Consider the following 14,539-nt stretch of genomic DNA (forward strand, 5'->3'; position numbering starts at 1 on the left):
AAGGAGGCGTAATGAGTCATAGCTCGAACAGAGGCGTGGTTTATCAGGGGCCAGGAAAAGTTGAAGTCCTGGATATTCCAGACCCGATTTTTTCTAACCCAGCCGGCAAAAAAATTGGTCACGCGGTGATCCTGAAGGTGTTATCAACCAATATCTGCGGTTCGGATCAGCATATGGTGCGCGGCCGCACCACTGCACCTGCGGGTATGGTGTTAGGCCATGAAATTACCGGTGAGGTGATTGAAAAAGGCAGCGATGTTGAGATGCTGAACGTCGGCGATATCGTGTCAGTGCCGTTTAACGTGGCCTGTGGTCGCTGCCGCTGCTGTCGGGAGCTGGATACCGGCGTCTGTCTGACGGTCAACCCCGCGCGTGCGGGCGGCGCTTACGGTTACGTAGATATGGGGGGTTGGGTCGGTGGTCAGGCAAAATATGTCATGATTCCGTACGCTGATTTTAACCTGTTGAAATTCCCCGATCGCGATCAGGCGCTGGCGAAAATCAAAGATCTCACCATGTTGTCTGATATTTTGCCCACTGGCTTCCACGGTGCAATGACCGCAGGCGTGGGTGTGGGATCAATTACCTATGTAGCGGGTGCGGGTCCGGTCGGACTTGCCGCAGCAGCTTCAGCACAGATCCTCGGGGCCGCAGTGGTGATGATCGGTGATTTCAATCAGGATCGTCTGGCACACGCTGCCAAGATGGGCTTTGTGCCGATCGATCTCAGCAAGCACGATCGTCTGGGTGAAATGGTCGAACAAGTGGTGGGCGTACCGGAAGTCGACTCTGCCATTGATGCCGTGGGCTTCGAAGCGCGTGGTCACTCTGGTAAAGAGCAACCGGCGATTGTGCTAAACCAGATGATGGAAATTACCCGCGTTGCCGGAAAAATCGGTATTCCTGGGCTGTATGTCACCGCCGATCCGGGTGCCCATGAGAAAGCGGCGCAGGAAGGTTCACTGAGTCTGAAATTTGGCCTCGGCTGGTCAAAAGCGCAATCCTTCCACACGGGTCAGACGCCAGTACTGCGTTATAACCGCCAGTTGATGAATGCCATCCTGCACGATCGCCTGCCAATTGCGAAGATTGTAAATGCGCAAGTGATTCCGCTGGAAGAAGCCGCACAGGGCTATGCGCAATTTGATGCCGGTGTAGCCGCGAAATATATTCTCGACCCGCACGGGGAAATTAGCTGAATACGTCACCCTGCTCACTGGCTTGAGGCCAGTGGGCTTTTACTTCCCACCGTTATTCTCGGTGTTAAAAGTCTCGCCCTGTTTCTCCGCAATAAGGCAGTCGATAAATCCTGTGGTGAAATTATCACCACAGAAGTATCACCTGGCGACTCTTCTCGATATTAAATGTGAGACTAAGAAAACGCTCAAAAATGAAAAAACCACAGTACTAATCATTACACTTACTGAGATAAACCATTCAAGGTCATCACAATTAAATATTGAAGCCATCGACTGCCAAAAAAGAGTGTTATTGTAGATCCAGCCAGCCACGTGAAACGTTAACAATGAGAAATAGACTAGAACGAATGCAATAAAAAAACCAAACTTAAACGCCAGACCCATCATACAAATCACACCTTTCCCATAAACAATTTCCTATACCACCTAAGCTCTAGAACCAACTTAATGGCATAATAGATTGCATATGCAATAACTATATTTACTATTAGAATCGTGGTTAGGATAAAGCTTTGAAAATCCCGCACATCCAGAAAACTGGCAGCATTATGCCACAGGCGAGTACGTTCAAATGTCAACGGTAGTAACCAAAACATCAAAACAGGGTAAAGCAAAAAGAAACAAAACACGTACAATAACAACCTGAGAATTACATGCATGGAGTTATGCGCCATCTAAAATAACCTCAATAGAACCATAAGACACAAGCCCATTAGGAAGCAATTCCGTATTTGTCATGGTTATATGACGTTTTATTAAAACGAAATTAGATCTATTTCACTACAATCCTTCATGAGATAAAACACTGACACGCTAACCGAGCAAAACATTAACAGCCCAAAACATTAACGGAAAGAAATAAAATGATTAACATGAAGTTTTTGTGAAGAACTCCGAGGAATAAATATTTACCTTCGGATTTTAAGATATTCAATGAACTGAACTTGATTCAGATCAATGTGTGGGGGATGGTTTTCGATCCTTGTTTTATTACCTAAATTAGTAAGTTGAGTGTGAAAATTAATTCATCTTAATCACACTTATTATTAGGGGAATCAGTAACCTTATCCTTTAAACAGAACAGTGCGTCCCACGCCGCCATAAAGAGGGCGCGATGCCAAATGCCTGACTAAAGCGATTACTGAAATGGCTTGAAGAGTGGAAACCGCACTGCAAAGCGATATCTGTCAGGGAGAGCTGTGTGTGGGAAAGTAAATCGCGCGCGCGGTTCATGCGTTGCTGCATGACATATTGATGCGGTGCCATGCCCACGCTGTGGCGAAACATGCGGGCAAAATGGAATTCGCTGAGGGCAGCTTCCTGCGCCAGATGTGCCAGCGTGAGCGGCTGGTCGAGATGCGCAGCAATGTAGTCTGTAATACGGCGCAGTACCACTGGAGCCAGACCGCCGCGTACCTGTGGGGCCTGCCACTGCACATCACTGTAATTCTGCAACAGGTGCGTCATCAGCAAGGTTGAAGCGGTGGTCAGCACCATTTGGCTGGCGGGTTGCTGCCAGTCACAGCTCAACAGAAAGTGACGATAAAGCTGGGTAATGCGATCGTCCCCCGCGAACACTTTTTCATGCAGGCTCAGCTGTGCAGGGCTGCGATCCCAGATCTGTTCGGCAAGATGGCGGAGATGCTCATCGGTGCAATAGAGGTGCACAAATGCCAACTCAGCGCGCACATCCCAGGTCGATTCACTGCCCTGCGGCATTAAGCAAAAACGATCCGGGCCACCACCGTTACGCCAGCCGTGCTGGGTTTTATGCCAGGTATCGTACCCTTCCGCCACATACAAGCTTAGCGTGTGATGATCGCTGAGGTTGGTCACCCGATCGCCCTGATTAAACCATGAGGCCAGTTGGATACCACTGCTCAACACCGCGTGATCGCGCAACTGCGCTTTCTGCCGCTGCAGGATGGCAAAGGTCTGGTAGGTTTTTGTCATACAAATGCTCACAACTATCAGGGTTCCCCCTAGTGTACGGCGTTACGGTTTTAGTTGACAGTACGTTTTAAACATCAAAAAAACGCTTGTTATGTACGGGGTATATAGCCTGATTTTTAAACCGGAGTGATAAAATCGCCCACAGTTTTACTCGAACCCGCATCTGCATTTTTAATATCATCAAGATTCATTCTACCCACATCGAATAATGGGTTTTTTCTTGTACCGTAATTAGCCGCATCGTAAGCAAGCACATTGCTATCGCCAGCGTAGGGAATTCCCCCTGAAAGATATTTTTGCGCATAGCCCTTGATGACAAAATGTTGATGCAACGCTTTTTCAAGATCTATTTTTGAACTAAAAGATAAGAGTCCAAAATTAGGATCATAAAAATACCAACGTGTTGAGTGGTCATTGATTTTTTTACCTGCCATCATTGCATGGTTAGGTGAACTAATCGTCAAATAATGACTTCCTCCTTCATCCAATCTGTCAACAATGTTTTTTATCGACTGTTTTTTAAACTGCGAATAATCTTGTATTTTTGAGGAAGAATGAAGATTTTTAAGTAGATTTTTTAGTTCCTCTGCTAATTTCCTGTTATTTTTTACTGAAGCGTTAAGATATTTGTTAATGACAAAATCAACGCTACCGTTCTCAATTGCTAAGGCCATCACTCTGGACAAAGGTAAGCATCTCCCCGCACTGGATTCGCCAGCAAGCTCGAGGAGTGCAGATTGTGGTAAAAGTTTAACTTCAGATTCAGAACTTATTTTTTTTGCATCACGGAAAAATTCCATAATACTATCCCGCTCAACATCATGAGATTTCTTCTTAATTCTTTCTGATAAAGCGCCCAACTCCTTCGCCGTAAGTGGTTTTTTTGCGTCAGTTGATGAACGAGAAACAAATATTTTCCTCATTTGACTGGGGGTCAGATCGCCCCTTACATTCAACTTATCAACCTCACTGATTAACAGAGTGCTACTTTCTTTCTCCCCTAATTCAAATTCCTCCTCAAATTTTTTATTTACCTTTTTCTTTGCTTCTATTTTTCTAATGGCGTTATTATATGACCTTGAAATATCTAAATCTTTCATTATATCAGCGGTAGGCGACTTTAAATATTCAGGTGAAAATGCAGTATCCAGCTCAGAAGGCATCGAGATACCAATATCATTAGAGAAGGTAGCTTTTGTATTGAACCTGGTTTTAAAATATTTTTTAATTGTATCTATAGATGGTTGACTTAGTTTTATGACTTTCTTTGCCAATTTTAAAGATGCAGGAATCACAGGTTCAGTCATTACTGAAATAAAAGAATCGATTGCTATTTTGTTAAACTCTTCAGGTTTATCTGCTACTATCAACTCTCCAAACCTCAGTGATGATATTCCCATCATAATCAATACTGCAGTAGGGCCACTTAATGGTGCTAACGGAAAAGCGATCAATGGTGAAAGATCTTTGAAAACCTTGAACACGGCATGTGTTTTTAGCTCAGAATCACTTTTTAAAAAATAGTCTGCATCAACTCGCAGAGAATTAATCAACTGATCATAAGTCTTATTGGCTAACTCTGAAGTTGTAAAATACTCTGTTGGCATTTTCCTTACATGTCTTTTTACATTTCTCTTATACGAATTTGCAAGATGTTCCTTCAACCATTCGTACAGATCATTATCATTATTAGTAGCATGAATGAATTGCGCCATATTTTCGTAATTCCACTCCCTTCCTTCTAATAAGGAAAATATCTTGTACTGGCCTTTGGCGTTACTAGCAGAAAATACACCAACAATTTCTCTGGCTTCAATTTTTAACGGTATTATTTTAGAGTAGTTAAACCCCATGAGTTTTTTTTCTACTATTTTTGAAAAAACCGCATTCCAGCTCCTTCTAACCTGATCATTTTTTTCGAGATTATCTGCTACTGATTCTATTTTACGCTGCCAGTCTTGGCTCCTCAAACTTTCAATAATTTCTTTTGGATAAGCCCCATCAATATCGACTATTAATTTGTCAAGCTGATATGATGCATCGATACCCTGTGCTACTCTCTCCGGTTCTTTCGCCATCACCCCTAATATGTTAGTGGTGTAGTTTTGTTGTTTTTCAACTTTTTTTATACCTACGGCTTGCCGAATTAATTTTGAGGTTACAACTGTATACTTAACCGTATCATTTAAATTTGCGAATTCAATTTCGTTCCCAACGTCAGGGTTTTCAGAATATATATCGTCCACATAGCCTTGTAATAAATCATAATATGATGGTATCTTAAGATCATTCAATATCTTTACTTGTCCCTCAACGCCTTTTCTTAACGCACGATAGTAATCAGCTTTTAATCTAACAGTTTCAAGCTCCTCAAAATTCTTTTCGCTAAAAAAGACAGGCCATTCAACTTTTTGATTGTTTTTTTTCCCGGGATCTTCATGAAAATCAGATAAAATATAAGCTAATGGCAAGACTGCGAAACTCCCTTGTCCATTTTCATTTTGTTTTGTTACTATAATTGGCATTTGTGGATAAATGTGCGATTTTTTTAGCTCTCTAGTTTCTTCATGCGATGTATCATCCATGAGCTCACTGACAAAATTATATATATCTAAATCCTCCTCACTCTTTATCAAATCATAAACACCTCGATTTGAATCTAAAGTACACAGTTTTTCGTTTAGGTAGTTCAAATCCAAATACAGTTGTCTTAAATCGTAAGTTAAACCTTCCCTGTCACCATAGCTTTTATAAAGCATTCCTGTTTCCCACCGGATAGCCAGTTTTTCCTCGATACTTTCTATCTCCCGACTGAGATCATTAACAACCAGTATCAAGACATCTTTCTCGCCAGTGAATGCAGCAGGTGTTCCATTATTCGATGTAATAACGCTTTTAACCTTTTCCTTGATGGCTTTTTCTAGCGTTTTTTCACGCTGTTCAAATGAAATGTCTGTTAATGTTTTTGGCTGTGAGCTTACAGATTCAGAGATAATATCGGCACCAGAGAGGAATGCCGTACGAAAATCTTCACCTGTTAGCTTTTTGATTAAATCCTGAGAAATGTTACCTGGCCAGTGTATTTCACTTTGACCCTCGACTGGATTATGTTTATCTATACGCTTACGTCCTATTCTACTGTCAATAACATATTCTAATGAAACTGCATCATAAATATACTTATCATTAGAAAAAGTCATCCGGTTCATTTTCTGACTTTTTAACAACCGGCCAGTTTTAACGTTAAACTCATCCATTAACGAGCTTAGCATTATATCCTTTATTAAATCCCCTCCGTTATACCCTTTCTTTAGATTATTTGTGATTCTTTTTATATCAGACTCATCCATACCCTCTGGTAAGTAATATTTCAGATTGTATCTCTGTGGGTAGTTTTCTTGCTTGTTTTCATCATTTTTCAACACTGGAAGCATGTTCTCTCGAAAATTAGCATTAATAAATACATGAAATGGAATGACGGTATTCACATTCTGCTGAGGGCTTTTTGCAGAATTTCTAAAGAGATAGCTAATTCTCACCGGACTGTAAGCATCGAAGTTTGATATGGTTATTTCCCCTGCCAAATGCTTCTTTTCGGCCAAATATTGTTGAGTGCTATACCAATTCGAATGGGAATGTAAGGGCGTATCAAAAGTAATTTTTTCTTGTAAAGTGGCGGGGTACTTATCAGGATAAAAAATTTCCGCCTCGTAACCCTGAATCTCTGTCAACCAGTATTCTCTATTCTCCAAATAATTTCTAAGTGTAATTGTAATACTCTCCTTTTCAGGTAATTCTTTATCAGGAACTGGTTCATATCTGATAATTATTTCATCACCAAAATACATGTTAGCTAATTCATCTTCATTAAGATCATATTGCTGGGCGATATCAGCTAGCCAGACATCGCTTTCCAGAGACCAGGCATGAATTAGTGCTTCCTGCTCATTTTCATCTTGCGTACTTTCCTGACTCGAAACAGCCGCTAAAAGCGGTTGAGATGGTGCCTGGTTGTTCCCTGACAATCCAAGGCTGTTTTCTGTTTCAGTCCCAGGCTGTGAAGCTAAGAAAAAATCTGCATCAATATGAGAAATCTTATTCTTGTTTTCAACATCACCTCCCTGATTTATACCAACGTTTGTATTATCTTCTGACGGGAGACTCCTTTTGTATATTTTACCACCATGTTGCGCTGAGAGAGTAGGTTGTAAAAGCTGCGCAGCGGAAGCCAAAAATGCATATTTACCTTTCACGAACGTTGGTTGTTCGCGCTTAAACATCCCTTTTGAAGATAATTCTGTTTGAACCTCTTGCACGGCCAAACTCAGATTTTTAGGCAGCGGAAGGGTTGTGGGTTTTTCATACTGAGATAACCATTTAGCATTTCTTGCCAGTGCATTTTTAATGTAAGGACATGAAATCAAATAAGGAATTACCGTGTTGACTGAGTTTTTTGTTTTTCTCCTTATTTGTTTTTGTATCTCGAGCGTTACCTTTCCTTTTTCGAGAAAAACGCCACCTTTTTTATGGAGATCGAGTAATGTATTAACCCCTTGACTGTTAATGCTTGGGAATACATCACGATAATAACCCTCTAACTCTTCTTCAGCAGAGTCTGAATAAATCAATTCTTTTGTTTTTTTATTAATATCAGCCATGACCGTATTTAATAAATCACGCTCTCTACCCATATATTCACCTCATGGGACTGTAATAAAGGCAAGATTTCTGATTGAGATAAAATAGAGATTAAAAAAACACGCCTCAGACGCACACATCAAATTGGCATGAAAACAGGTGACGACTCCATCATAACAAACTAAAAAAAAGCAAGAATTTGCAAGTCGAGGGCAGTTTTTTGCAAGCACACAGTAAACCTTAGGACAACAATACGCCTTCAGCAAACAGGAGTCTGAAAATGAATGCAGGGTTGTATCTGGCCGTAGTGGTTATCTGGGGCACCACCTGGATAGCGATTTTTCTTCAACAATCCGCTGTCGGGGCGACTGCGGTGACCGTGGCCATTTTTTGGCGCTTTTTAGTGGCTGGCGCGCTGATGCTGGTGCTGCTCAAGCTGTTGCGCCGCCTGCGCCCTTTAACCACGCGCGACCATCTGTTTTGCCTACTCCAGGGCAGTTGCGTTTTCGGCTTTAACTTCGTCTGCTTCTATTATGCCGCCGCATGGATCAGTACCGGGCTGGAGTCGGTTATTTTCTCAATGGCGGTGCTGTATAACGCCATTAACAGTTGGCTGTTCTTCCGCCAACGTCCGCCCATGCGGCTGTTACCGGCTGCACTGTTAGGCATCAGTGGGATTGTGGCGTTGTTCTGGGAAGATTTGAGTAACACTCAGGCATCGGTGCATGTGTTATGGGGGGCGGCACTAAGCGCACTCGGCACATTGGGCTTCTCGTTTGGCAATATGATTAGCCTGCGGCATCAGCGCCAACAGCGCGACGTGTTGACCACCAACAGCTATGCCATGTTTTATGGCGCCATGATCATGGGTGTGCTGTCACTGTTGATGGGCGAGTCACTGCGTCCGGTCTGGAATGGCCAATGGCTGGGCTCGGTGGTCTATCTGGCACTGCTGGGTTCAGTGGTGGGGTTTGGTGCCTACTTCACGCTGGTGGGGAGAATCGGCGCCAGCCAGGCCGCCTACAGTACGTTGCTATTTCCGCTGGTGGCGCTGTCGCTCTCTACACTGTATGAAGGCTATGTCTGGCACACCAGCGCGCTGATTGGGCTGGCGATGATTCTGGCAGGCAATATGGTGATGTTTGTCCGTTTACCGGTGCGTAAAGTCGCCTTGAGCACTTAACAGGAAGGGCGGGCCTGCTGCCCGCCTCTTCTGCCTCTCACGCCCAACGCGGAATGCCCGCGTGCAGTTGCTGCGGCTGATTGATGGCTTTTCTGGCTAACCAGTAGAGTAATACCTTTTCGTCATCAGCATCACGATCGGCCATCGCCAGCAACTTGAGTGCTAGCGTAGCTTTGCTGATGGGCTGCTGTTCAGCACTAAGTTCGACCACCGCCTGACCGATAATGCAGCAAACTTCCTCTTCACTGGACAGGGATTCATATGTTCGGTCTGTCATATTGTCTCCTCTCGTTGATGAGTGGTTTAAGCCTGGCAAAGAAAACCGACTTTAGTGTCCATAATCGCCCAGAGACACTGTTTGTTACTTTTGTTATTTAATCGACACGCTTTTACGGGTTTTTTCTCTTACCGGCGCTTCGCCTATCCGTTCATACCGCCCTGAATGTCATTCATTCCGTAATTCCTGCTGTTCATGCCTTTCTCAACCGACCTTTCCCCTTCGGGGAGTACTATGCCCACAGTTTTCCAATGGACGAAATATCATGAACACTGTCACTCGCACTTCACAGCCTCATGTGCGCTGGCTAACCCTCGGCGGTACTATCATCACTCAACTGGCACTGGGTTCGGTTTACACCTGGAGCCTGTTCAACGGCCAGTTGTCGCAAAAGCTGGATGCACCGATTGGTCAGGTGGCGCTTGCCTTCGGCTTGCTCAGCCTGGCGCTGGCGATAGCCTCCTCGCTGGCAGGGAAATTACAGGAACGCTTTGGCGTGCGGAACGTTGCGATGGCCGCAGGTGTTCTGATGGCGATTGGCTTCTGGCTGACAGCCCATGCAAACAACCTGTTTATGCTGTATATCAGCGCTGGGGTCATTGTCGGGCTGGCAGACGGGGCGGGCTATCTGATGACGCTCTCTAACTGCGTGAAGTGGTTCCCCGAGCGCAAGGGGCTGATCTCGGCCTGTGCCATTGGTTCTTATGGTCTGGGTAGCCTGTTATTCAAATTCATCTTAGGCGCACTGCTCAGCCACTTTACGCTGGAACAGACCTTTATGCTGTGGGGCGGGATCACCATGGTGATGATTATCACTGGCGCACTGTTGATGAAAGATGCCCCGCTGCAACAGACTCGTGCTGGACAAACTTCCGGTACGCGCGATTACACCCTGGCGCAGGCCGTGAAACTGCCACAGTACTGGATGTTGGCACTGATGTTTTTGACGGCCTGCATGAGCGGTTTGTACGTCATTGGTGTAGCCAAAGATATTGGTCAGGGTCTGGTGCACTTATCCGCTGGCGTGGCGGCGAATGCCGTGACGGTGATTGCTATCGCCAACCTGAGTGGCCGTCTGGTGCTGGGTATCCTGTCTGATAAGCTTCCCCGTATTCGGGTCATTTCGCTGGCGCAGGTCGTCTCACTGGTGGGTATGAGTATTCTGTTATTTACTCCGATGAATGAAAGCAGCTTCTTTATGGCTCTGGCCTGCGTGGCATTCAGTTTTGGCGGCACCATCACCGTGTTCCCTTCACTGATCAGCGACTTCTTCGGCCTGAATAACCTGACCAAAAACTACGGTCTGCTGTATCTCGGTTTTGGTATTGGGAGCGTTCTGGGTTCACTAGTGGCTTCGCTGTTTAGCGGCTTCACCATCACCTTCAGCCTGATCATGACGCTGCTGGTGATCTCGCTGTTTCTCTCCCTCAGTATTCGCCTGCCGCAGCGCCATGCCGCGACAGAGCAATTAATTCCTCACGCCTGAGTCAGCCTTTCTGCTGAGCCGTTAGCCAAATAGCGGCTCAGCAATCCCGGCCACATCCAGTTCAACGGCAAAGATATCGCCGGAGAGCGGGTAGCGAGCCAGCTCTTCTGCCGTGCGATGCTCACGTGAACTGGTGATATACAGTGTTTTCAGCTCAGGGCCGCCAAAGGCCACCATGGTTGGCCACTGCACCGGCAGTAAGATTTCATCGACGATTTCAGCGGTATTGGGATCGATACGCACCACGCGCCCGCCGTCAAATTGCGCTGACCAGTAGAAGCCTTCGCTGTCTACCGCTGCACCATCCGGCAGACCGCCTTTGGCATCAAAATGTTTGAATACCTCGCGCGAACCCGGTTCCCCTTGTGCATCCAGCGGGTAGCGATACAGCACCTGGTTGGGGGTGTCGCTGTGGTACATCCAACGATGATCGGGGGAGAAGGCCAGGCCATTGGAGATCTTGATATCGCGCGCCATGACCTTGAGTTTCAGCTGCGGCGTGACGCGGCACAGCACCCCACCATTCTTATCCTGCGGTTCCCACAGGCTGCCACACCAGAAGTTACCCCAGGGATCAACGCGACCGTCGTTAAAGCGGCTTACTTCTGCCACACCGGGGTTGTCCGCCACTTTAACTTCTGGTCTGCCCTGCTCGTCCAGCAGCCAGACGCCGCTGCGTAACGCGGCAATCAGGCCACCCTGCTTACGCAGGCCAATGCAGCCAACATGTTCATCGAGATGGAATGTTTCCAGCTTACCGCTGTCGGGATCGAAACGATGAATCGCCGGTGCGAGGATATCCACACACCACAGAACCTGCTCCCGTACTGACCAGAGCGGACATTCAGCCAGCTCTCCCTGTAGTGCCAGCACATGTTTGACTTCGCGTGACATAATGCCCCTCCTGTTTTGTCCTGCAAATACTGTAGCGGCATTCACCGGGGAATAGCGATAAATTTTCACTTGCTTTTCAGAGTATTCTTTTCGATACTCATCTCTATTCAGTTAATTCCTATTTAATTCGCTCTCCTGTCCGACAAATTTTAATTTGTGAGACACATCCAGAAATACTTCTAGAAATAACTCTACACTTTGTGCATCTTCGCTTCACTTTCCTGGCGTAATCTTGCAGCTATAGGAAAACGAGGAGGCATCTCCATGAAGAAAATAATGAAGGTTTTAACAGTAGTTGCCGTAATCAGCATGTTAAGCGGTTGTATTATAGACGATCGTGGACATGGCGGCGGCTGGCACCACGGCGGTCCTGGCTGGCATCATGGCTGGAATCGTTAATTGACGGGCGAAGACTTACACAGCAATAAATCCACCGTGCACCGGGGTGGAAAAGCAGTAATCAGGGCGGGAATTATCCCGCCCTTTTTTATTTCCATCCAGCATTAAGCGATTAATTATTATCGCAACTTACCGTTAATGACGGGTTATTAATGTGGGCGCGCAATAATTTAAGCTGCCCACAAAACGCTACAGTTGGAAACGTTCAATCAGACTGGTATGGCGCGTTTCATCCACCTCTGCGGCGCGGGCCAGGCCAAACCAGTGCGGTGCAATCGGCCAGTTTGCCGTCTGTTCTGTCAGCAACGCATCCAGCGCTTTTAATGGCATATTTTCAGGTGCCGCCAACAGGAAATAGAGGCCCGGTAATGTTTCTTCCGTTTCCGGGTCCACCAGCTGATAATCTTCGTTGCTGTTCACCCAAACCTGGCACTGACTGGCCTGCATGGCATCCACAAAGGCGGTAAAGGTTTCCTGATCGGGTGCCGGGCCATCAATGAACCAGGAGTCACCATAACGCCCAGGCTCAAGCGTGTGCAGCACCGCATGCAGCGGCACGAAGTTCTGCTTCTCTTCTTCATCTTCTGGCGGCGTATTCAGCAGGCTGGCATCGAACAACACCCGATCGTGCAAACGTTGCTTATCGCGTGGATTCGCAGGCTGGAGGATGCGCGCAGTCACCGGGCCAGTACGTTGCGCCAGGGCGTAGAAATGTTCGTGATCTTCGACCCAATGCAGTCGAATCCATCCCCAGGACTCTTCAACCGGCCCACTGTCACCCGTCAGGTTCATCTCCAGTTGTGCTGCGGCGTCTCGAACGGCCACCCAGTTTTCACAGCCGGAAGCTGCAGTGAGCACTTCCCACAGCAGTTCATCGATGGGTTGTTCCTGCGCCTGCATGTGGACGATCGCTTCCTGCCAGTAGCCCAATGCTTGTTCAAACTGCTTGAGCTGCATGGCAGCCCGCCCGGCCAACATCCAACCGGTGGCTTTGCCCTGCATCTCTGTCAGGGTCGTCATCTCCAGCGCCAGGGTTAATGCCAGCGCCCAGTCTTCCCGCGCCAGGGCTAGCTGCGTCAGATACCAGCTGGCGATATGCGGCAAGTGCGGCTGATAACCCTGAGCCAGTTGGCGGATACGATCGTCTTTGCCGTTAGTGATGAGCATTTGCAGCAGGCGGAAAACAATCGGGCTCTCTTCCGTTGGATGGGCATCTACCCACTCTTCTAACAACCGGGTTGCATCGCTGCTGGCGGAACACGCCTGAAGGGCTGAAGCCGCCAGCAGGCGGAGGTTTTGGTCTTCAGGTAACTGCTCCAGTGCCTGTAACAACCACTCGACTTCCTGCTCTGGCGTACGACCTTCATCGGGCTGCTGTTGCAACCAGTCAAACAGGGCTTCTGCTGCCACCGGCAGTGCAATTTTCTCTACGCCGTCAATCTGCTGTTGCAGTTCGGCCAGCGCCACATCATCGCCAAGCGGCGCACGTAAATGCGGCAGTTGCGCCTGCGCCAGGGCTAACGCCTGACGAGCCGTCCAGCGGGCACCGCGTTGCAACGCAAGTCGAATATGGATCTTGCCTACTTCAATCGCCTGTCGCCAGGCACCCACGCGGATCCGCTGCTCCAGAATACGCTGGAGCACGCTGCCCACCTGCCAGCTATTGCGTTCTGGCGAGCGCGCCAGCAGCATTTCCAGTGCGCGAGACCAGCGCATTGAGATATACGGCGTGACCGCATCGGGGTGTGGCAACAGCGCCCAGGCATCCTCATCCCGGCCCATAGCCGCAAGGATCTGTAATTTGATCATGCGCCAGGTTTCACGCGACTGATTATCGGAACGGCGCTCGGCGCTGCGTTCCACCACCGCTTCAATGGTTTGCAGGGCTTCGTCATAGTGCCCCAGTTCGTAGAGCGCCATCGCTTCGTTTTCACGCAGGCCATCTACCTCCGTGTTACCCGCCGCATGCATTTTCGCAATCTGCTGACGAACAAAGGCCAGTGCCGCCTCGGGCTCACCTTTGTCGATCAAGGCGAAGTACTGCTCTTCGGACAGACACTGGAAGCAGTTCCAGCTGGTATCAATTTTACTCAGCGTTTCTTCACAGACGGCGATACGCTCTTCCACCCAGCCACGGCCATCAATCTGGCTGTAAACATCACACAAATCCTGGGTAACGCACACCGACTGCGGGCATTCAGCGGTATCCGCCCGGTGAGCGCGTTCATACAGCGCCACCACATCCCCTAAAGCCGTTTCACCTTCGCGGTGATTTCCCAGCCGATGACGTAACTCCCAGTGCCCGGCGAAAACCTCCATCCACGGATTGGGCGCGGCTTTCTTAAGCGCATGTAATTCCGGCATCAGCGCATCGGCTTTACTAACGTTGATATCCACAACGGCTTCAATAAAGTCATCAATGACTTTTAATGGCCAGACCTGGCCCGCTGCGCGCATATCCTGTTCGTAGTCTTCATACCATTTCCAGATATCCATACATTGCTCACTTT

General features: G+C 47.3%; 9 protein-coding genes. 4 read left to right on the top strand and 5 right to left on the bottom strand.

Translation table 11 applies throughout. The features are described 5' to 3' along the window. Positions 1-11 precede the first annotated feature (11 nt). Positions 12-1,199, top strand: a complete 1,188-nt coding sequence (fdhA, locus tag F3J40_RS04595; protein ID WP_017345369.1) for a formaldehyde dehydrogenase, glutathione-independent — start codon at positions 12-14, stop codon at positions 1,197-1,199. A 1,071-nt stretch (positions 1,200-2,270) separates the two neighbouring features. On the opposite strand, the gene F3J40_RS04600 is transcribed toward fdhA, so the two are convergent. Beyond that, positions 2,271-3,152 carry a helix-turn-helix domain-containing protein gene (locus F3J40_RS04600; RefSeq protein ID WP_167012750.1) on the bottom strand — a complete coding sequence of 294 codons (882 nt, stop codon included), beginning with the start codon at positions 3,150-3,152 and terminating at the stop codon, positions 2,271-2,273. Positions 3,153-3,268: 116 nt separating this feature from the next. Continuing rightward, a complete protein-coding gene (locus F3J40_RS04605; RefSeq protein WP_167012751.1) occupies positions 3,269-7,843 on the bottom strand; it encodes an Mcf1 protease effector domain-containing protein in 4,575 nt (1,524 codons plus the stop codon). A gap of 227 nt (positions 7,844-8,070) precedes the next feature. Here F3J40_RS04605 and F3J40_RS04610 point away from each other — a divergent pair, with 227 nt between their 5' ends. Then, positions 8,071-8,973 (top strand): DMT family transporter, encoded by a 903-nt coding sequence (locus F3J40_RS04610; protein WP_167012752.1) that lies wholly within the window; start codon positions 8,071-8,073, stop codon positions 8,971-8,973. A gap of 37 nt (positions 8,974-9,010) precedes the next feature. On the opposite strand, the gene F3J40_RS04615 is transcribed toward F3J40_RS04610, so the two are convergent. Next, positions 9,011-9,250, bottom strand: a complete 240-nt coding sequence (locus F3J40_RS04615) for a hypothetical protein (protein WP_017345364.1) — start codon at positions 9,248-9,250, stop codon at positions 9,011-9,013. Between the two features lie 265 nt (positions 9,251-9,515). On the opposite strand from F3J40_RS04615, the gene F3J40_RS04620 reads away from it, so the two are divergent. Continuing rightward, a complete protein-coding gene (locus F3J40_RS04620; RefSeq protein ID WP_167012753.1) occupies positions 9,516-10,736 on the top strand; it encodes an L-lactate MFS transporter in 1,221 nt (406 codons plus the stop codon). Positions 10,737-10,757: 21 nt separating this feature from the next. Here F3J40_RS04620 and F3J40_RS04625 read toward each other — a convergent pair whose 3' ends face one another. After that, entirely contained in the window at positions 10,758-11,630 is an 873-nt protein-coding gene (locus F3J40_RS04625; protein WP_167012754.1) for an SMP-30/gluconolactonase/LRE family protein, read from the bottom strand. Positions 11,631-11,906: 276 nt separating this feature from the next. On the opposite strand from F3J40_RS04625, the gene F3J40_RS25040 reads away from it, so the two are divergent. Beyond that, a complete protein-coding gene (locus tag F3J40_RS25040; protein WP_255464831.1) occupies positions 11,907-12,029 on the top strand; it encodes a hypothetical protein in 123 nt (40 codons plus the stop codon). 189 nt (positions 12,030-12,218) lie between these two features. Here the strand turns inward: F3J40_RS25040 and F3J40_RS04630 are convergent, their stop codons facing one another. Further along, on the bottom strand, positions 12,219-14,525 hold the full coding sequence (locus tag F3J40_RS04630; RefSeq protein ID WP_167012755.1) for a hypothetical protein: 2,307 nt from the start codon (positions 14,523-14,525) through the stop codon (positions 12,219-12,221). Between the last annotated feature and the right edge of the window lie 14 nt (positions 14,526-14,539).

Origin of the sequence: Candidatus Pantoea multigeneris, from assembly GCF_011752615.1 — a bacterium.
Classification (GTDB): Bacteria; Pseudomonadota; Gammaproteobacteria; order Enterobacterales; family Enterobacteriaceae; genus Pantoea; species Pantoea multigeneris.